Genomic DNA, 18,268 nt, shown 5'->3' on the forward strand with positions numbered 1-18,268 from the left:
TTACCAAAAATCAGGCACTGACACCGTCGGTATTATTATCTGCCGCCGGTGGCTCGGCATTACCGTTTTGCCCGCCTTTTTTAGCCGGAGCCTGAACCGGTGCTTCCGGTGCTGCCGGTTTCACCGCCGGTGACGGCTCTGCTGCCTCCGGGGTTACTGCCTGTGCTTTAGCCTGCTCTGCTGCGGCTTTCTCTGCCGCTGCCTTTTCCGCAGCGGCTTTTTCAGCCAGTTCCGCATCAGCCGCAGCCTGTTTCTCCGCCGCCGCAACGGCTTTCTCCGGATGCATTATCTTATCGAACTGCGCGCGCAGCTGATCCACATTCATTTCTGTCTCGCCTTTAGGCTGAGTAAAGAAGAATGCGGTATCCTGCTCTAAAATCGCATGAATTTCGGTATTCAGAACTTCCGGTGTCAGATTATTCAGAAATGCCTGACGCAGACGCTGATACTGTTCCGGCGGAATATCAATGATATTACTCTGCTGGGACATCAGACGCTGGTTGATCAGAATATCGCTGGTGGTACGGGCATAGATAGCAAACAGCTGCTGAAGCTGGGCCTGTTTCATGGCAATCAGAGCATTGAAATTCTCAGCAGAAATACCTTTCTCTTTCAGAACAGCCAGTTCACCCGCCAGTTCCGGGACAATCCCCGGCATTTTTTCATTCGGTGCACGCAGGCTGAGCATGCAACTGGCACGCTGGTACTGCATCCGGCAATCCATGTTCATCGCCATGAATTTTTCATTTTTCCTGCCGATGCCCTGCTGTAATGAACCGAAAATTGCTTCGCGGGCAAGGTCATTTAACCAGTAGCGGTTCAGTGCCTCCGAATCTTTGACAGAAGACCAGTTCAGATCCCAGACCAGTGCCAGCATGTCGTCTTTCTGATTTTCATTTACGGCATGGACTGAGCGCGGTTTCATCCGCGGCAGTGTGGCCACACTGACCGGCGCCTGACGTTTGCCTTCCAGGGAACCGAATGCTTTGCTGATACCCTCTTCCAGTGCACGTTTATCAACCGGACCGGCAACATACAGTGTCGCCATATCCGGCGTGTACCAGCGCTGATAGAAGTTGCTCAGCGCTTCGATATCAATTTTGCCCGCAGGCGGCGGAACCGGGTCAAACCCCTGCAGAGTGGTGCCTTTTATCCGGGCACGCCAGATAGGATCATTGATATTCGGCGGATAGGTGGCGACAGGTGAATCCGGTGCGGCCAGAGCGGCGGCAACGGTTTCCTGATTAAAAATTCCGTGACCGGAGACATCCGCCATCCAGCTCAGTGCCGCTTTCAGCACCTCCGGATTATTATTCGGCAGGCTCAGGTTATAAAGTGTGAAATCATAAGAAACAATCGCCGGCGGCAGTGGCATATCCGGGCTTATCCCGTTACGCAGCAGGTTCGATAACTGCTGTGTGTTCAGGCTCTGACTGTTGAACATAACCACTTTCGGAATGAGATAAGCAAACCCTTTTTCAGCCGGTTTTTCCATCATAGAACCGGTCTGAACAGAAAGACGCATCTGTATACGATCATTCGGGCGTTGTGGCGTCTGAAGCAACTGCCAGCTGAATCCGTTTGCCAGTTTCCCCTGCTGCCACGCAGGGTCCGGCTGCAGAGCTTCTGCGTGTAACTGAGATGTGACGGCAATCAGGACGCCACCGAGTAAAACACGTAAATAAGAGCGTTGCATGCTAACCTCTTTTAATATGAATCCCTGGTATGCCTTCTTCTGAGGTTTACCACTGATGCCGGAAATACTGCTATGTCAGACGATACGCACAGGCAAAACTGACCGGCTTCCGGGACGTCCCTTTGATTCGTCTGGGTTTAGACAGCAAACCGTCCGGGAAGTTTTATGATGAGCCTGATTTATGTTTGTTCACCTGGTTCCGGTAACCCTTCGCCAGCAAACCGAGTTCATCATCCTCATGATATGCCGAACAACTGAGCTGCTCCGCAGGCTCATCACTGTTCAGTTCACAGGCCATATTACGCAGCGGCCGCACGATCAGGCGGTTAATACACCAGCTTATTGCGATCACCAGCACCAGTGCCAGTAACAGATAACTGGTCACCATCAGTGCCACGATATTCATCGCGAAGTGGTATATGCGGTTATCATCCACCTGAAGAATGAGATAACCCTGCGGGGGTTTCCCGGTATGTGCCACGCCGTAAGCGTAAAGCGGCACCTGAATTTCAACCGGTATCCCGAAAATCATTTTTGCTGCGCCGGGAATAGGACGGTGTGTGGCAAAATCCAGGCTTATCACCTGAACATTTTCCGGCGTCATCACAATCGCGCGTCCTAAAATCCCGCTGGCCCGTAATGTTATCAGCGTCGATTTTACAGCGTTTAAATCTGACCCTAACAAAGCATCTGCCAGCGGTTTCCTGACCTGTACTGACGAGTTATAAAGCTGATTGATATAATCCGCTTTTCGCTGTTGTATCAGATGTGATAACAGAAGCGTCATAAAAAGTGCGATAGTCACCAAAGTCACCGCAGCGACAACTGACATCTGTTTGATAGTCAGTGACTTTCTGACTTTTACACGCATATTCCACGCCTTTCGTTACAATTCAGTTATCACATCTTTCGTCGTACGCAGTGATTATACGTCATCATTATGCTTTGTGCTGATCTAATCTCACCCCTCAGACAGCAAAAAGCGATAACGGAGCCCTCCATTATCGCTGTTTGTGTTCAGTTAAAACATATTTTTCTGTAATTTCCGGTAAAACAGAATGTTATGCAGATGTTTTTTCCTGTTCTTCCCTGTCTGCCGCAAAACAGGCAATCAGCTGTCCGCCGTAGGATTTCAGCTCCGGGCGGAACTGGGTACAGGTGCCGAACGCATGACGGCAGCGGGCGGCAAAAGCGCATCCCGGCGGAGGATTCAGCGGGCTCGGCAGTTCACCGGTCAGTTTTATCCGCTCGCGGCGCTGCGCCGGATTCAGCCGTGGTGTTGCGGACAACAATGCCTGTGTGTAAGGATGGCGCGGATTCTCAAAAATCTGCGCTTTAGTGCCTTTTTCCACACAACGCCCCAGATACATGACCATCACATCATCCGCGATATGCTCCACCACGGATAAATCATGCGAAATAAACACATACGACAAGCCCAGCTCATCCTGGAGATCCATCATCAGATTCAGCACCTGAGCACGGACTGACACATCCAGTGCCGATACCGGCTCATCGGCAATCACCACATCCGGGTCCAGCATCAGACCCCGGGCAATCGCAATACGCTGGCGCTGACCGCCGGAGAACATGTGCGGATAACGGCTGTAATGCTCGGTTTTCAGACCGACTTTCGCCATCATCGCCAGCACCTTCTCTTTTCGCTCCGCCGCACTGAGTGATGTGTTGATAATCAGCGGCTCTTCCAGAATCTGCCCGACTTTTTTACGCGGATTGAGCGAACCGTACGGGTTCTGGAACACAATCTGGATTTTCTGCCGCCGCAGTTTCTCCGCATGTTTATCCGCCACCAGCAGATCCTGCCCCTGATAAAACAGTTCCCCGCCGGTCGGTTTTTCAATCATGGTCAGCAGACGGCCGAGTGTCGATTTACCGCAGCCGGACTCCCCGACCACTGCCAGGGTCTTTCCCCGGTTCAGATCAAAGGATACGCCGTCGAGGGCTTTCACCATCCGTTCCGGTGAAAAAAAGCCTTTCTTCACCGGATAATATTTTTTCAGATCACTGACATGTAACAGCGGCTGTGTGGTTTCACTCATGGCCCGGTCTCCCTTCATCATCCAGCGGGGTATGACATTTCACCTGACGCGCCCCGACAGTACGCAGTTCCGGTTCCGTGCTGCGGCATAAATCCGTGGCATACGGACAGCGCGGGTTCAGCAGACAGCCTTCCGGCCGGTCATATTTTCCGGGCACCACGCCCGGCAGTGATGCCAGCCGGCTCTTGTTACCGGCAAACTCCGGCAGCGCCCGCAGCAGCGCCTGAGTATACGGATGACGCGGCGCGCGGAAGATATCCGACGCCTTACCGGACTCCGCCACCTGCCCCGCATACATCACAATAATGTGATGAGCGGCTTCCGCCACCAGCGCGAGGTCATGGGTGATCAGCACCAGCGCCATGTTTTCCTGCTGCTGCAATTCCAAAAGCAGTTCAATAATTTGTGCCTGAATAGTCACATCCAGCGCCGTTGTCGGCTCATCCGCAATCAGCAGCTTCGGACGGCAGGCTATCGCCATGGCAATCATCACCCGCTGGCTCATCCCGCCGGACAACTGGTGCGGATACACATCCAGCCGCGATTTCGGATCCGGGATACCGACCAGTGTCAGCAGATCAATAGTCCGCTGTAACCGGGTTTTCCGGTTGCCGCCCTGGTGAACTTTCAGGGCTTCCATAATCTGATACCCCACGGTATAGCAGGGATTCAGGCTGGTCATCGGATCCTGGAAAATCATCGCCACATCCGCACCCACCAGCTCGCGCCGCTCTTTTTCTGAGATGGTCAGCAGATGACGGCCGTCAAATTCCAGGTTCTCCGCCATCACGCGGCCCGGAAAATCGATCAGCCCCATAATCGCCAGTGAACTGACGGATTTACCGGAGCCGGATTCCCCGACAATCCCGAGCACTTCCCCTTCCTCAACCTGATAACTGATCCGGTCAACGGCGCGGAATGGCATCTCTTTTTCACCGAAGTGAACAGATAATTTATCAACTGTTAATAACGCCATGTCTGCACCTCTACTGCTTAAGCTTAGGATCAAGGGCATCACGCAATCCGTCGCCCATCAGGTTAAACGCCAGTACCGTCAGTAAAATCGCCAGGCCGGGGAAAGTCACCACCCACCACGCGCTCTGCGTAAACTGTAAAACATCGGACAGCATGGTTCCCCACTCCGGTGTCGGCGGCTGTGCCCCCATCCCGAGGAAACCTAATGCTGCCATGTCCAGAATAGCGTTGGAGAACCCCAGCGAGGCCTGCACAATCAGCGGTGCCAGGCAGTTCGGCAGAATATTGACAAACATCTGGCGCACCGGGCCTGCACCCGCCACCGCAGAGGCGGTCACATAGTCACGGCTTACTTCAGTCAGCACCGCCGCGCGGGTCAGACGGATATAGTGCGGCAGTGCCACAAAAGTCAGTGCCAGCGAGGCGTTAACAATCGACGGGCCGAAAATCGCCACCAGTACCAGCGCCAGCAGCAGGCTCGGCAGTGCCAGCATAATATCGACGATACGCATGATCAGAGCATCAACCCAGCCGCCGAAATACCCGGCCGCCAGACCAATCACCACACCCAGCAGCAGCGATAACGCTACCACCAGACAGCCGACCAGCAGCGAAAGCCGGGCGCCGTACATCAGGCGTGACAGAATATCGCGGCCGATATCATCAGTACCGAGAATAAACTGCCATGAGCCGCCCTCCTGCCAGACCGGCGGCTGTAATAAATGGTCACGGAACTGCTCATCCGGCAGATGCGGGGCGAGCAGCGGGGCAAAAACAGCGATCAGCAGCATCGCCAGGATATAAATCAGACCGATCAGCGCGCCTTTGTTGCGCCGGAAGTAGTGCCAGAATTCGCGCAGCGGGGAAAGCGGCTCAGGCGCGCGGGTCACGGTAGTATTTGTCGTTTCAGACATTGTGCGCTCCTGTTATTTTTTATGACGAATACGCGGGTTAACGACGCCGTAGAGTAAATCCACGCACAGGTTAACCAGGATAATCAGAATGGCGATCAGCAGAACGCCGCCCTGCACCACCGGATAGTCGCGGCGCTGAAGCGCATCGATCAGCCAGCGGCCGATACCGGGCCAGGAAAAGATAGTTTCGGTCAGAATCGCCCCGGCCAGCATCACACCGACCTGTAAGCCGATCACCGTCACCACCGGCAGCAATGCGTTGCGCAGTGCATGTACCACAATGACGCGGAGGCGGCTCAGCCCTTTGGCACGGGCAGTACGGATATAGTCCTCACCCAGCACTTCCAGCATCGCCGAGCGGGTCATACGGACAATCACCGCCAGCGGAATAGTACCGAGCACAACGGACGGCAGAATAAGATGCATCACGGCATCATGGAAATCGCCGTCCTCACCCCAGATCAGGGTATCAATCAGCATAAATCCGGTCAGCGGCTGGCTGTCATCGAGGAACACGCTATCTGATAAGCGCCCTGAAACCGGTGTCAGATCGAGATTTACGGATACCAGCATGATCAGCATGATGCCCCACCAGAAAATCGGCATCGAATAACCGGTCAGGGAGATCCCGATAGCGGTGTGATCAAAGACCGATCCCCGTTTGACTGCCGCCAGCACCCCGACAGGGATCCCGACAGAGATAGCGAAAATCATGGCGCAGGCCGCGAGTTCCAGCGTAGCTTTAAAGCGGGGAACAAATTCGTCCCATACCGGCTGACGGCTCTTCAGAGAGAGGCCAAGGTCACCTTGCAGGACACCATTGATATAATGAAGGTACTGTTTCCAGTATGGCTGATCCAGCCCCAGAGCCGCCATCAGCTGTGCGTGACGTTCAGGGGAGATCCCACGCTCACCCGCCATGATAGTGACCGGGTCTCCCGGGATCAGATGAACAAATATAAACGTCAGTAACGTAATACCGATAAATGTCGGTATTACCATCCCGACACGCCGGAGGATAAATTGCAGCATATCCCTGTTTCTCTTGTAATGGCCGCTGACAGCGCTCAGGTCATAAGACCGGACGAAAGGGAGGACTTTCCCTTTATACTCACACGATGAATAATATTGTTTTAATTATGTGTTCTGCGTCGTCCGTGCAATGCGGTTCGATACAGGGTTGCCGCCTCCGGGTGGAGGCGGCAGACCGGTAACACTGATTTCCGGTTTACTTATTTTTCGATAGAGACATTGTCAAAGTGGTGTTTACCCAGCGGGTCCACCACGTAGCCTTTCACTTCTTTGCGAACCGGCTCAAACACGGTGGAGTGCGCAACGATCAGAGCAGGTGCCTGATCTTTCATCACTACCTGAGCCTGTTCATACAGCTTGGCGCGCTCTTTCGGATCAGCCGTGGTGCGTGCCGGCTGAATGATGTTTTCAAAGGACTGATCACACCATTTCGAGTAGTTCGAACCCTGCTCTTTGGCCGCACAGCTGAAGAGTGTGGCGAAGAAGTTATCCGGGTCCCCGTTATCACCGGTCCAGCCCATCATGACGGTCTGAGGCTCACCCGCTTTCGCGCGCTTGAGGTACTCACCCCACTCATAGGTCACAATCTTGGCTTTCACGCCGACTTTCGCCCAGTCAGCCTGGATCATCTCAGCCATACGGCGGGCGTTCGGGTTATACGGACGCTGAACCGGCATCGCCCACAGGTCGATTTCAAAGCCGTTTTCCATACCCGCTTCTTTCAGCAGCGCTTTGGCTTTCTCCGGATCATACGGATAGTCTTCGATACCGTTGTTATAACCCCACATGGTCGGCGGGATCAGGTTTTTCGCTTTCTGGCCTGCACCCTGATAAACCGCGTCAATGATGGCATCTTTATTAACGGCCATATTCAGCGCCTGACGGACTTTGACGTTATCCAGCGGTTTTTTCGTGACGTTATAGGAGAGATAGCCGACGTTCAGGCCCGGCTGCTCTTTGAGAACAATGTTTTTATCCGCACGCATACGCTCCAGATCAGCCGGATTCGGGTACGGCATTACCTGGCACTCATTCTTCTGTAATTTGGCGTAGCGGACAGAAGCGTCCGGTGTGATGGAGAAGACCAGGCGGTCAATTTTCGGTTTACCGTTCCAGTAATCATCATTAGCTTTATACAGGATACGGGAGTCTTTCTGGTACTGCTGTAACACAAACGGCCCTGTACCGATCGGGTTCAGATCCACTTTCTCCGGTGTACCGGCTTTCAGCATTTGATCGGCATATTCTGCGGAGAGAATTGAGGCGAAGTCCATCCCGAGGTTGGCCAGGAATGGCGCTTCAGAGCGGCTCAGCTGAAAACGGACGGTGTTGTCATCGACTTTCTCAACTTTGTCGATGATCTTGTCCATATCCATACCGCTGAAATATTCATAACTACCGCCGGATACTTTGTGATACGGGTTATCCGGGTTTTTCTGACGATCGAAAGTAAATATCACATCATCAGCATTTAAATCGCGGGTTGGTTTAAATTCCTTGCTGCTGTGGAATTTCACCCCTTTACGCAGGTGGAAAGTATAGGTTTTTCCGTCTTCGCTCACTTCCCAGGATTCAGCCAGACCCGGCTCCAGCTCTGTCGTACCGGCTTTAAACTCGACCAGCCGGTTATACAACGGCACGGAGCTGGCATCATAGGTGGTTCCCGAGGTGAACAGCTGCGGGTTAAATCCTTCCGGTGACCCCTCAGAACAAAAAACCAGCGTTCCCGCCGCATTGACGCTTGCAGACACCGCCAGGGCAACCAGTGTAATACCCAGCTTCGCAAATCCTGTCTTACGTTTGGCGCTTCTCATCATCATTATCTCCGCCTGTCGTTGAATGTCGTGTTTGCTCTGTCGTCCGGCAGCACCGGACCACAGATTTCAGTTTGTTTATTATTTTCTGACACTTCACTAAATCAACTGTCACAGAGGCAGTCAATACTATTGACTATGGATGATGACTACACATAAAACACATAAATCAAACGTTTTAGTAACAAAAACAGCTAAAATGTTTGAGCAGGCGTACACCTGAGCATTTATTCACCTGCCAGGCAAAACGTTCACAGAATAAACAGCTGACAAAAATTATCCGGATTTTGTGACTGAATGCTTAATTACTGCGCGATTATTTTGTCTGATATCATTGTCACAGTGTTTTCCGTTGCACCTTTTGCCACGTTTGCCGCTGTAATCCGCTTCCGGCCTGATATACAGCGGAACTATCACGTAACGAAAGCAATTATCGTCAGTAACTGACGCTGACCGAGATCCCGCCCTCCGGGGAGAATGCCCGCACACCTTCAGCCTCTTTCAGCGGCATACCGGCAAAAACCTGATAACCCAGTGACTTATAAGCACCTCTGATTCCGATCTCTGTACCTGCCAGGCCATGAGACCGCGCACCCCCGGCAATTTTCACCCCGGGCAGAGCGGCATCCGCCGCCAGATAGAGGTTATGCCCCGGCAATACCTGCTGCCAGACCACCTCATTACGGCTGATAAATACCCGCGCAGCGCTCATGCTGTGGGAAAAAGGATAACCGCGGACCGAATAGCGGCCGCTCAGCGATTCATAATCCATCTCATCCGCTTTATCCGCATTGACGGAGCCGCGCATCACATTTTCATAATAAAACGGCAGACCGGCCAGACGGAACGGCACTGTCAGTGTTGTTTCCGCCATCAGTTGCCGAGTCGGTTTCAGTTTTTTTTCTGTTACCGGCAGAGCACCAAAACGGTTCAGCGAATGCTTATACTGAACCTGATACTGAAAGGTGAATGCCGGATGATACCAGCGATGGTTCAGCCCGGTATTCCAGTAAACAGAACGGCGCTCAGGTAATATCAGTGGCGAGTGCCCGAGCGTAACCTGCCGGGTTACCACAGAAATTCCGCTGCTGAGAGTGACATCATGCACGGGGGTCAGAAACAGTTTGCGGCCGAGATTCAGATCCAGTGTTTTACTGCGGGTAAAATAGTCCAGTGATCCCCGGTATACCGGGTATTGCTGCTTTTGCTCAATATAACTGCCGTCTGCCGTAAACTCCCAGTGCCGGAAAGGGATTCGGTACTGACCATAAATAAATTTCACACCGGCAGAATGATCGCGATCCATATCCCGCTGGGTATAAATAAACAGACGATCATACAGCTGCAACGGATTCTCAATACTGAGCCGGTTGCTTATCTGCCTGTTACCGGTTGACCGGCTGCCGTGATTATTGACTTCAAGCGAACCGCTTATGCTGCGTTTTTTCTGCTGTGTAATCGTGATCACACTGTTGCCGGGGTTCAGCGGATCGGGTTCCACTGCTGCCTGAGCACCCAGTCCCGGCAGCTGATTCAGATGTGCCATCCCCTGTTCGGTATCGCGGATATTCAGTTGTCCGTCAGCCCGCTGCGGAAAAATCAGATTCAGGCCGAATCGTGTATCCCCGCTTTCCTTATCGCGGTAACCGCTCAGATAACCGGGCTGATAGTGGAGTGTCAGCGTACCGTCACTGACATTCTGCGGCGGCACACTGATTTGTGCCGTGATGAACCCGGCCTCGTGCACCGCTGACTCCAGCGCAATAACCGCTTCCGCCATCTGTTCTGATGTCAGGCAGTGTCCGGTAATATTCTTTTCAAATTGATCCGCCAGATAAGACGGCCCGATTAATTCCCGCTGTTCAATCACCACCTCTGACAGTATGGCGCAGGAGGCCGGAGAAACCGCAGAAGAGGTGTAAGTGCTGCCCCATGCACAGCCACAGGCCGCCATCGCAACAGCAACCACTGTTTTTTTTATCATGTATCCGTCCGTCTGATGAAATCCTTTCAGCGGGCAGTTAAACGGATAACAGAAAACAGCGATATCAAAAAAGCAGCGTAATTTTTGAAAGCAGCAGATAAGAGAAGAATGCAAGGATGCTGAAAAGCAAAAAACCCTGCTGTAAAAGCAGGGTTTTTCTTAATATGGTCGGCGAGATAGGATTCGAACCTACGACCCACTGGTCCCAAACCAGTTGCGCTACCAAGCTGCGCTACTCGCCGAAAGCGGGATGGATATTACTGCCGGAAAGGATAAACGTCAAGAGCCGGAACCGGAATTTTTTGTTTTTCGCCGTATTATTTTTATTTCGCCGGTTTATCAGCCAAATTTCTGTTTTCTCTCCGCTTATTGGTAAACGATATGTTTTTTATTTGCTATCGGAATGCTGAAAACTGACAAAAAATAACCACTTCATTCATATCTGTCAGCAGAGACTTTATTTATTCTGCCTGTGTTTTTTATATCTCAACAACAACCAGGGAGTGGTTATGCAAAAAATAGTGAAGCTATCCGTTATCAGCAGTGCCCTTTTACTCGCTCAGTTTGCCTCAGCAGCCGGTATTACCGTTAATCCGGTATCCGCAGAGACGACTCAGGTCACCCGCCATAAAAACAAAACGACCATTGATATCGCACCGGCAAACACACACGGTGTTTCTTATAATGCCTACGATCAGTTTAATGTTAATAAACATGGTGTGGTATTTAATAACCGTGAAGCTGGTGCTGGGACAATTATTAACGAAGTGCTTTCAACCGAAAAATCACAACTGCGCGGTAATATGCATGTCGATGGTAAAAAAGCCCATCTGATTATTGCCAACCCGAACGGTATTGCCTGTAACGGATGCAGTGTTTCCGGTGCAGAAAAACTGACACTGGCTGCCGGAAAAGCGGTGATATCTCAGGAAGGAGAGTTTCTGGGTTATTACGGTAATACAGGTACTATCCGCTTTAACCAAATTAACGATGATGCATTTTCATCAGTTCAACGACTTGCTGTGATTGCCGGCAATATTGATTTTCGTGACAGTAACGTCCGGACACCTAATCTGACCTTATTTACCGGCCATGAATTAGTTAAATATATACCAAGCGGTATACGTGACCTGGAAGCACTCCAGAGTGACAGTGACCAGACAGGTAAACTAACTATTCGCCACGGCAGCCGGATTAAAACAGATGATCTGCATATCAGTGCGAATAATGCCATGATAAAAAACCACGGTGAAATTGAAACAGGCCCGGTGAATAATCCCCAGAAACAGCGTTATATGAACAGCCAACTGACAATGGACCTGATGAATTCAGTACTGACAAATGGCAATAAAGGAATTATCCGTACCACCAAAATCGATTCTGTACTGAAAAACAGTACACTCACCAATAATGGCAACATTCAGATTGACGGCGACCATAAAATAACGGCTATCGGCCGGGCAATTATCAATAATAAAGGCAATATATCTGCCACTGCCACACATATCCGGGGATTAGACGGTATTGAAACCGGAGTAGGTATTAATAACCATGGTAGCATGTCAGGAAGCTTATTTATAAAGGCAAATACCGTTGCTTTAAATAATAAAAAATACCTGGAAGCACTTGATATCGCAACCGACAGTGATGTTTTAGCCTACATTAATGATGGTGAGATAATGAATGAAACAGCTAAATTCCGAGCCTACGAGCTTTACCATTCCGGTAACGGGAAAATTTCATCTACGCCGGTATTCGAATCTGAAATAAAAAAATCACTTCCGTAAAAAAATGAAGCCCGGCAACGCCGGGCTTTTCATTTTTCAGCCGATTACTGCAACAGCGAGATATCCGCGACACCCAGGAACAGGTTGCGCAGTTCATTTAATAATGTCAGACGGTTGCGGCGGATATTGTCATCCTTATCCATCACCATCACGCTATCAAAGAACGCATCCACCGATTCGCGCAGAGAAGCCAGTTCAGTCAGCGCTTCCTGATATTTGCCTTCCGCGTAAAGCGGAGCCAGCTGGGTTTTCAGGTCAGTCACATACGCAGCCAGACGGATCTCTTCCGGTGCATTCATTAATGACGCCAGAACCGCATCATTCAGTGCATCATCACTCTTCGACAGAATGTTAGATACACGCTTGTTCGCCGCGGCCAGAGCTGCTGCTTCATCCAGTGTGCGGAAGTGAGTGACCGCTTTCATGCGGGCATCAAAGTCCGCAGGGCGGGTCGGGCGGCGCGCCAGAACGGCCTGGATAGTATCAATCGCATAACCTTGTTCCTGATACCAGGCACGGAAACGGCCTAACATGAAGTCAACCACGTCAGTGACCACATTCGCGTTTGTCAGCTTATCGCCATACAGACGAACCGCTTCCTGTGTCAGCGTTTCCAGGTCGAGGTTGTAACCTTTCTCAACGATGATACGCAGCACACCCAGCGCGGCACGACGCAGTGCAAACGGGTCTTTGTCCCCTTTCGGATGCTGGCCGATACCGAAGATCCCCGCCAGGGTATCCATTTTATCGGCAATCGCCAGTGCATCAGAAACCGGCGTTGACGGCAGGCTATCACCGGCATAACGCGGCTGATACTGCTCTTTCAGTGCCAGTGCCACATCTTCAGATTCACCGTCATGGCGTGCATAGTGCATCCCCATCACACCCTGGGTATCGGTGAATTCAAAGACCATGTTGGTCATCAGGTCACATTTGGCCAGCAGACCTGCACGGGTGGCGTGATTCACATCTGCACCAATCTGCCCGGCAATCCAGCCTGCGAGCGCTTCAAGGCGATCTGTTTTATCACGCAGTGTGCCCAGCTGCTGCTGGAACAGAACGGTGCTCAGACGCGGCAGGTTATCTTCCAGACGTTTTTTACAGTCGGTTTTAAAGAAGAACTCAGCATCTGCCAGACGCGGGCGAACCACTTTTTCGTTCCCGCTGATGATCTGTACCGGGTCAGAAGACTCGATGTTAGCGACAAAGATAAAGTTCGGCATCAGGTTGCCGTTTTTGTCGTAAACCGGGAAGTACTTCTGGTCACCTTTCATGGTGTAAACCAGCGCTTCTGACGGAACTTCGAGGAATTTTTCCTCGAATTTTGCTGTCAGCACAACCGGCCATTCCACCAGTGAGGTAACTTCCTCCAGCAGGCTGTCAGTCAGATCAGCCACGCCGCCCAGTGCCTGTGCTGCTTTTTCCGCGTCGCGTTTAATCATGGCTTTACGGGCATCGTATTCCGCCATCACTTTACCGCGGGTTTCCAGAATAGCCGGATATTCATCCGCATGCGCGATAGTGAATTCCGCTTCGCCCATAAAGCGGTGACCACGGATAACGCGGTCAGAAGTGATTCCCAGGACTTCACCCGGAATAACATCCGCACCCATCAGCATTGTGACGGTATGAACCGGACGTACAAAGTGAGTCTCTTTATCACCCCAGCGCATCAGTTTCGGGATTGGCAGTTTTGCCAGCGCACGGCTGACCATACCGGCCAGTAATTCTTTGGCGTTGTTCCCTTTTTCCACCGCACGGTACAGCAGCCATTCACCTTTATCGGTGACCATGCGATCCGCCTGATCAACGGTGATCCCGCAACCGCGGGCCCAGCCTTCCGCAGCTTTGGTCGGTTTGCCTTCGGCATCAAATGCCTGAGCAATTGCGGGGCCGCGTTTTTCCACTTCGCGATCAGCGGCAGATTCCGCCAGACCGGCAATTTTTACCGCCAGGCGGCGCGGAGCCGCGTACCAGGTCACATCACCGTGAGCCAGGTTAGCCGCGGCCAGTTCTGCGGTCAGGTTAGCCGCAAAAGATTCAGCAAGAGAACGAAGCGCCTTCGGCGGTAACTCTTCTGTGCCGATTTCCGTCAGGAAAGTCTGTTGTGTCATGACAGCCTCTTAGTTCTTTTTACACATCGGGAAGCCCAGTGCCTCACGGGAGGCATAGTAAGCTTCGGCAACGGCTTTGGTCAGGGTACGGATACGCAGGATATAACGCTGACGTTCTGTCACCGAAATCGCTTTGCGCGCATCAAGCAGGTTGAAAGAGTGAGCCGCTTTCAGAATACGTTCGTAGGCCGGTAACGGCAGCGGAGTTTCCAGTGCCAGCAGCGCCTGCGCTTCTTTTTCATACTGTTCAAAACAGGTGAATAAGAAATCCACATCCGCGTATTCAAAGTTATACGTGGATTGCTCAACCTCGTTCTGATGATAGATATCACCATAGGTGGTTTTGCCCAGCGGGCCGTCACACCAGACCAGATCGTAAACGCTGTCCACGCCCTGGATGTACATCGCCAGGCGCTCCAGACCGTAAGTGACTTCCCCGGTAACCGGTTTGCACTCCAGGCCGCCGACCTGCTGGAAGTAAGTGAACTGAGTGACTTCCATCCCGTTCAGCCAGACTTCCCAGCCTAAACCCCAGGCACCCAGAGTCGGGTTTTCCCAGTTATCTTCAACAAAACGGATGTCATGAACCGTCGGGTCAATACCCAGCTCTTTCAGCGAGCCGAGATACAGCTCCTGGATGTTATCCGGGGACGGTTTGATAATGACCTGAAACTGATAATAGTGCTGCAGGCGGTTCGGGTTTTCCCCGTAACGGCCGTCCGTCGGACGACGGGATGGCTGCACATAGGCCGCCGCAATCGGCTCCGGCCCTAACGCTCTCAGACACGTCATCGGGTGTGAAGTGCCGGCGCCGACTTCCATGTCCAGTGGTTGAACAATGGTACAGCCCTGGCGCGCCCAGTAATCCTGTAATGTCAGGATAAGACCCTGGAAGGTTTTGGTATCAAACTTTTGCATGTTGGATCCGCACGCGAGAAAATGAATAATAAAATAAAAGTCATTCAGTATACCCTCTGACCGCCGGACTATACAGCGCTTCTCTGATCTTTTTCCGCCCGGATCGAAAAACCGGGAATATCCCCGTTTACATGGATATTTATCCAGTATAAATTAATGAAAACGCCGTTTTCCGGGAGAACATAAATGCCAATATCCGCTGCTGCTCAGACCCGCTGTGCCTGGGTTACTGATGATCCGCTCTATATTCAGTACCATGACACGGAATGGGGTGTCCCCGAGCGGGATAATCACAAACTGTTTGAAATGATCTGTCTTGAGGGTCAGCAGGCGGGGCTTTCCTGGCTGGTGATCCTGAAAAAGCGTGAAAATTACCGGCAGGCATTTTTTCAGTTTGATCCGGAAAAAGTCGCCGCCATGACAGATGCGGATACCGACAGGCTGATGCAGAACCCCGGCATTGTCCGCCAGCGGGCAAAAATCAATGCCATTATCAGCAATGCCAAAGCGTATCTGGCAATGAGAGAAGCCGGTGAAGATTTCAGTGAATTTTTGTGGGCGTTCACCGGTAACACACCGCAGATTAATCACCATACAGACAGCAGCACAATCCCCGCGGATACCCCGCTGTCTCATACACTGGCGAAAGCGCTGAAAAAACGCGGATTTAAATTCTGCGGGCCGGTTATCTGTTATTCCTTTATGCAGGCCGTCGGTATGATTGATGATCACCTGGCACATTGCCGCTGCCGGTAAAAAAAATCCCCGTTATGTGGTAAGAACATAACGGGGTAAAGGTATAACGAGGACTTTGGATCTGTTAACTGACATCACTGACCGGTATAAAGCACAAGGCATATTTCCCTCATACCGTTCAGTAATGCGTCCCAGTTTACCCGGAAGATCTTCCCGCAATGACTGAAATAATCCTGTTATTACCACTGTATTAGCGTCAAAAAACCGAACTGTTTAATAAATTTCGTCACATTTTCTGACAGATTATTTTGCTGGTTCTGTTAAAACAGTTCCCGTGAATGATACCCTTTGTCTGTAACCTGTGTGTTTCAGCCGGTAACAGAACGCCGGCAGTAAGCAGAAATCCGGATCACACAAAAAAACAAAAACTTCTCAGTACACTCTATTTATGGAATAGTACGCCGGTCGGGTGAAATAATTACCGGTACCCGCCCGCTGTATATGCAGGGATATGTTATGACGCGCAAATATATGATGATAAGCGGATTGCTGGGACTGAGTACGATACTCGGCGGCTGCTCAAGTATTATGACCCGGACCGGCCCGACAGAGGGCTACTATTCCGGCACCAAAAACAGCATCGCGATGTTGCAGGATGACGAAACCGGCTGGGTAATGAAACCGATTGTCGCCATTGACCTGCCTTTCTCTGCTGTGCTCGATACCCTTCTGGCGCCGGTCGATTATGCATTCGACGGCAAAGACAACACTGAGTCATCTCCTGCGGAACGGGTAAAACGCCTGGAAGCAGCGGAAACGGCTCATAATTCCCCGGCACCTGCACCGCAGGAGTAATCAGCCCGCCGTTACAGCCCGGTATCTGCCCCCCAGATCTGCTGCCAGCCATTTGTACGGCGCAGAAATGCCACCCGGCGGTTATCCGGTGAGAACACGACCGCATCTCCTGAAACCGGTTCTGCCGATGGTGCTGTCACCGCCCGGCACGCACCGGTTTCTGCACAACACACCACCACCTGCCCTTTGCGGACAAAAGTCAGATACTGCCCGCGGCTGTCCCAGCTGAATGCAGATGCAATACCGTCACTGCCGGAAGTGACCTGACGCGGCTCTCCGCCTTGCGGGGAAATCGTCCACAGCTGAACAATCCCCTGATCGTCCTGCATCAGAAACGCAATTCTGTCGCCCTGCGGTGAACTGCGCAGCCAGAAACGCGGCTGTTTTGCCAGCCCCGGGTATTTGCGCTGATGAGTAAACGTCAGACGTGTCTGGATAACACCGGCCGGTGGTGCGGGCATCGTACGGTCTGTTCCCTCAAGCGGCTGATCACCGGCAATGGCATAATCTTCAGGCATTTCCGGTAAATCGAGACGGAAAACCTCCGGGATCACTTCCCCGTTTTCTGCCCGGGTGTCACCGATAAACGCAATCGCCCGCCGCTGACGGGTACCGTCAGCACGCAGATACCCCTGCTGACCAATCCAGCCCTCTTCATATGCACGGCTGATATCATCACTGCCCTGCTGCGGCACCGGCGTTGTCCGCGATACCACACAACAGAAAAACTCACCGTCATATTCACGCGGGTGATGTTTCCCGGTACATACCGGATGCAGCGGAACCGCCACCGCCACATTGCGCAGATCCTCCGCCGGGTTCCGTTCATGCAGGACATGGTCGTTATACGTGAAACTCAGCCATTCCCCGTCCGGACTGAACACATGCACATGTGTTCCGCCGCGCAGAGCGCCGGGCTGATAAGGCGGTGTAATGCAGAAAGCATCAATATTATGTGCGATACCCGGTGCGTCATCGCTGACTATCACCCCCTGACGGTGGTGAAAATCATACTGCCACTGCTGATCCGGATTCAGCGGCCCGCGGATAAAGGCATAACGCACGGGGAGCTGCGGACTGACAGTCACCACACCGGCACAGGCACCGGCGGTTCCCCGGTAGATTTTACGGATCTCCTGTGTATTCACATGAATTTTTTCTATCGTTTCACCGGTAAATGACGATCCCTGAGGCCGGACATCATAAACAAGCCATTGGCTATCCGGTGTCCATATATTAATATTAGTAAGCTGATGATGACGGGGTGTTGTTGTTATCTGATATTCATTCATTAGAGTGATACTCTCTTTTTATACCATCAGTTCGGATAACCTCAGGTAATCCGATTGGGTCAGACTAAAAAAACTCAGTCGAGACTTACGGCTGCGCTGACTATGCTAACCTTCCGATAAACCGGCAATGA

At 51.8% G+C, this 18,268-nt stretch carries 14 protein-coding genes and 1 tRNA gene; 3 read left to right on the forward strand and 12 right to left on the reverse strand.

Translation table 11 applies throughout. From position 1 onward, the window contains the following. Window positions 1-10 precede the first annotated feature (10 nt). The 9 genes from R5268_RS06040 to R5268_RS06080 all read right to left on the reverse strand — a co-directional run bounded on the left by R5268_RS06040 (window position 11) and on the right by R5268_RS06080 (window position 10,717). Complete coding sequence (locus tag R5268_RS06040; protein ID WP_218454909.1) at window positions 11-1,696, reverse strand: M16 family metallopeptidase; 1,686 nt, start codon at window positions 1,694-1,696, stop codon at window positions 11-13. A gap of 163 nt (window positions 1,697-1,859) precedes the next feature. Next, window positions 1,860-2,567 carry a HAMP domain-containing protein gene (locus R5268_RS06045; protein WP_107679917.1) on the reverse strand — a complete coding sequence of 236 codons (708 nt, stop codon included), beginning with the start codon at window positions 2,565-2,567 and terminating at the stop codon, window positions 1,860-1,862. A 190-nt stretch (window positions 2,568-2,757) separates the two neighbouring features. Then, window positions 2,758-3,756: a dipeptide ABC transporter ATP-binding subunit DppF gene (gene dppF / locus R5268_RS06050; protein WP_247715701.1), complete on the reverse strand. Its 999-nt coding sequence runs from the start codon at window positions 3,754-3,756 to the stop codon at window positions 2,758-2,760. Beyond that, window positions 3,749-4,732 (reverse strand): dipeptide ABC transporter ATP-binding protein, encoded by a 984-nt coding sequence (gene dppD, locus R5268_RS06055; protein ID WP_107679916.1) that lies wholly within the window; start codon window positions 4,730-4,732, stop codon window positions 3,749-3,751. The genes dppF and dppD overlap by 8 nt, the downstream gene beginning before the upstream one ends. 10 nt (window positions 4,733-4,742) lie before the next feature. Further along, the gene (gene dppC / locus R5268_RS06060) at window positions 4,743-5,645 is read right to left on the reverse strand and encodes a dipeptide ABC transporter permease DppC (protein ID WP_046891907.1); all 903 of its coding nucleotides are present in this window, start codon (window positions 5,643-5,645) and stop codon (window positions 4,743-4,745) included. A gap of 12 nt (window positions 5,646-5,657) precedes the next feature. Further along, window positions 5,658-6,677: a dipeptide ABC transporter permease DppB gene (dppB, locus tag R5268_RS06065; protein WP_317419018.1), complete on the reverse strand. Its 1,020-nt coding sequence runs from the start codon at window positions 6,675-6,677 to the stop codon at window positions 5,658-5,660. 200 nt (window positions 6,678-6,877) lie between these two features. Continuing rightward, window positions 6,878-8,491 carry a dipeptide ABC transporter periplasmic-binding protein DppA gene (gene dppA, locus R5268_RS06070; RefSeq protein ID WP_218455564.1) on the reverse strand — a complete coding sequence of 538 codons (1,614 nt, stop codon included), beginning with the start codon at window positions 8,489-8,491 and terminating at the stop codon, window positions 6,878-6,880. A 436-nt stretch (window positions 8,492-8,927) separates the two neighbouring features. Beyond that, window positions 8,928-10,475 carry a ShlB/FhaC/HecB family hemolysin secretion/activation protein gene (locus tag R5268_RS06075; RefSeq protein ID WP_317419017.1) on the reverse strand — a complete coding sequence of 516 codons (1,548 nt, stop codon included), beginning with the start codon at window positions 10,473-10,475 and terminating at the stop codon, window positions 8,928-8,930. A 165-nt stretch (window positions 10,476-10,640) separates the two neighbouring features. Further along, window positions 10,641-10,717 (reverse strand) — tRNA-Pro (locus tag R5268_RS06080). Window positions 10,718-10,984: 267 nt separating this feature from the next. Between R5268_RS06080 and R5268_RS06085 the strand changes: the two genes are divergently transcribed. Beyond that, entirely contained in the window at window positions 10,985-12,262 is a 1,278-nt protein-coding gene (locus R5268_RS06085) for a filamentous hemagglutinin N-terminal domain-containing protein (protein ID WP_317419016.1), read from the forward strand. A gap of 44 nt (window positions 12,263-12,306) precedes the next feature. Here the strand turns inward: R5268_RS06085 and glyS are convergent, their stop codons facing one another. Beyond that, window positions 12,307-14,376 carry a glycine--tRNA ligase subunit beta gene (gene glyS, locus R5268_RS06090; RefSeq protein WP_317419015.1) on the reverse strand — a complete coding sequence of 690 codons (2,070 nt, stop codon included), beginning with the start codon at window positions 14,374-14,376 and terminating at the stop codon, window positions 12,307-12,309. A 9-nt stretch (window positions 14,377-14,385) separates the two neighbouring features. After that, on the reverse strand, window positions 14,386-15,294 hold the full coding sequence (glyQ, locus tag R5268_RS06095; protein ID WP_046891903.1) for a glycine--tRNA ligase subunit alpha: 909 nt from the start codon (window positions 15,292-15,294) through the stop codon (window positions 14,386-14,388). A gap of 186 nt (window positions 15,295-15,480) precedes the next feature. Here glyQ and R5268_RS06100 point away from each other — a divergent pair, with 186 nt between their 5' ends. Continuing rightward, window positions 15,481-16,050 (forward strand): DNA-3-methyladenine glycosylase I, encoded by a 570-nt coding sequence (locus R5268_RS06100; protein ID WP_046891902.1) that lies wholly within the window; start codon window positions 15,481-15,483, stop codon window positions 16,048-16,050. Between the two features lie 456 nt (window positions 16,051-16,506). Further along, window positions 16,507-16,845, forward strand: a complete 339-nt coding sequence (locus R5268_RS06105) for a YceK/YidQ family lipoprotein (protein ID WP_080947934.1) — start codon at window positions 16,507-16,509, stop codon at window positions 16,843-16,845. 11 nt (window positions 16,846-16,856) lie between these two features. Here the strand turns inward: R5268_RS06105 and R5268_RS06110 are convergent, their stop codons facing one another. Further along, window positions 16,857-18,137: a DUF3748 domain-containing protein gene (locus R5268_RS06110; protein ID WP_317419014.1), complete on the reverse strand. Its 1,281-nt coding sequence runs from the start codon at window positions 18,135-18,137 to the stop codon at window positions 16,857-16,859. Window positions 18,138-18,268: the final 131 nt, after the last annotated feature.

This window comes from Morganella sp. BCCO 40_0007, from assembly GCF_032989665.1.
Taxonomy (GTDB): Bacteria; Pseudomonadota; Gammaproteobacteria; order Enterobacterales; family Enterobacteriaceae; genus Morganella; species Morganella sibonii.

Bases quoted from the DNA above. Each gene is read 5' to 3' on its own strand.
- glyQ (WP_046891903.1), bottom strand. From the start codon at position 15,294: ATGCAAAAGTTTGATACCAAAACCTTCCAGGGTCTTATCCTGACATTA.
- dppC (WP_046891907.1), bottom strand. From the start codon at position 5,645: ATGTCTGAAACGACAAATACTACCGTGACCCGCGCGCCTGAGCCGCTT.
- R5268_RS06105 (WP_080947934.1), top strand. From the start codon at position 16,507: ATGACGCGCAAATATATGATGATAAGCGGATTGCTGGGACTGAGTACG.
- dppD (WP_107679916.1), bottom strand. From the start codon at position 4,732: ATGGCGTTATTAACAGTTGATAAATTATCTGTTCACTTCGGTGAAAAA.
- dppA (WP_218455564.1), bottom strand. From the start codon at position 8,491: ATGAGAAGCGCCAAACGTAAGACAGGATTTGCGAAGCTGGGTATTACA.
- R5268_RS06040 (WP_218454909.1), bottom strand. From the start codon at position 1,696: ATGCAACGCTCTTATTTACGTGTTTTACTCGGTGGCGTCCTGATTGCC.
- R5268_RS06100 (WP_046891902.1), top strand. From the start codon at position 15,481: ATGCCAATATCCGCTGCTGCTCAGACCCGCTGTGCCTGGGTTACTGAT.
- dppB (WP_317419018.1), bottom strand. From the start codon at position 6,677: ATGCTGCAATTTATCCTCCGGCGTGTCGGGATGGTAATACCGACATTT.
- R5268_RS06075 (WP_317419017.1), bottom strand. From the start codon at position 10,475: ATGATAAAAAAAACAGTGGTTGCTGTTGCGATGGCGGCCTGTGGCTGT.
- glyS (WP_317419015.1), bottom strand. From the start codon at position 14,376: ATGACACAACAGACTTTCCTGACGGAAATCGGCACAGAAGAGTTACCG.
- R5268_RS06110 (WP_317419014.1), bottom strand. From the start codon at position 18,137: ATGAATGAATATCAGATAACAACAACACCCCGTCATCATCAGCTTACT.
- dppF (WP_247715701.1), bottom strand. From the start codon at position 3,756: ATGAGTGAAACCACACAGCCGCTGTTACATGTCAGTGATCTGAAAAAA.
- R5268_RS06045 (WP_107679917.1), bottom strand. From the start codon at position 2,567: ATGCGTGTAAAAGTCAGAAAGTCACTGACTATCAAACAGATGTCAGTT.
- R5268_RS06085 (WP_317419016.1), top strand. From the start codon at position 10,985: ATGCAAAAAATAGTGAAGCTATCCGTTATCAGCAGTGCCCTTTTACTC.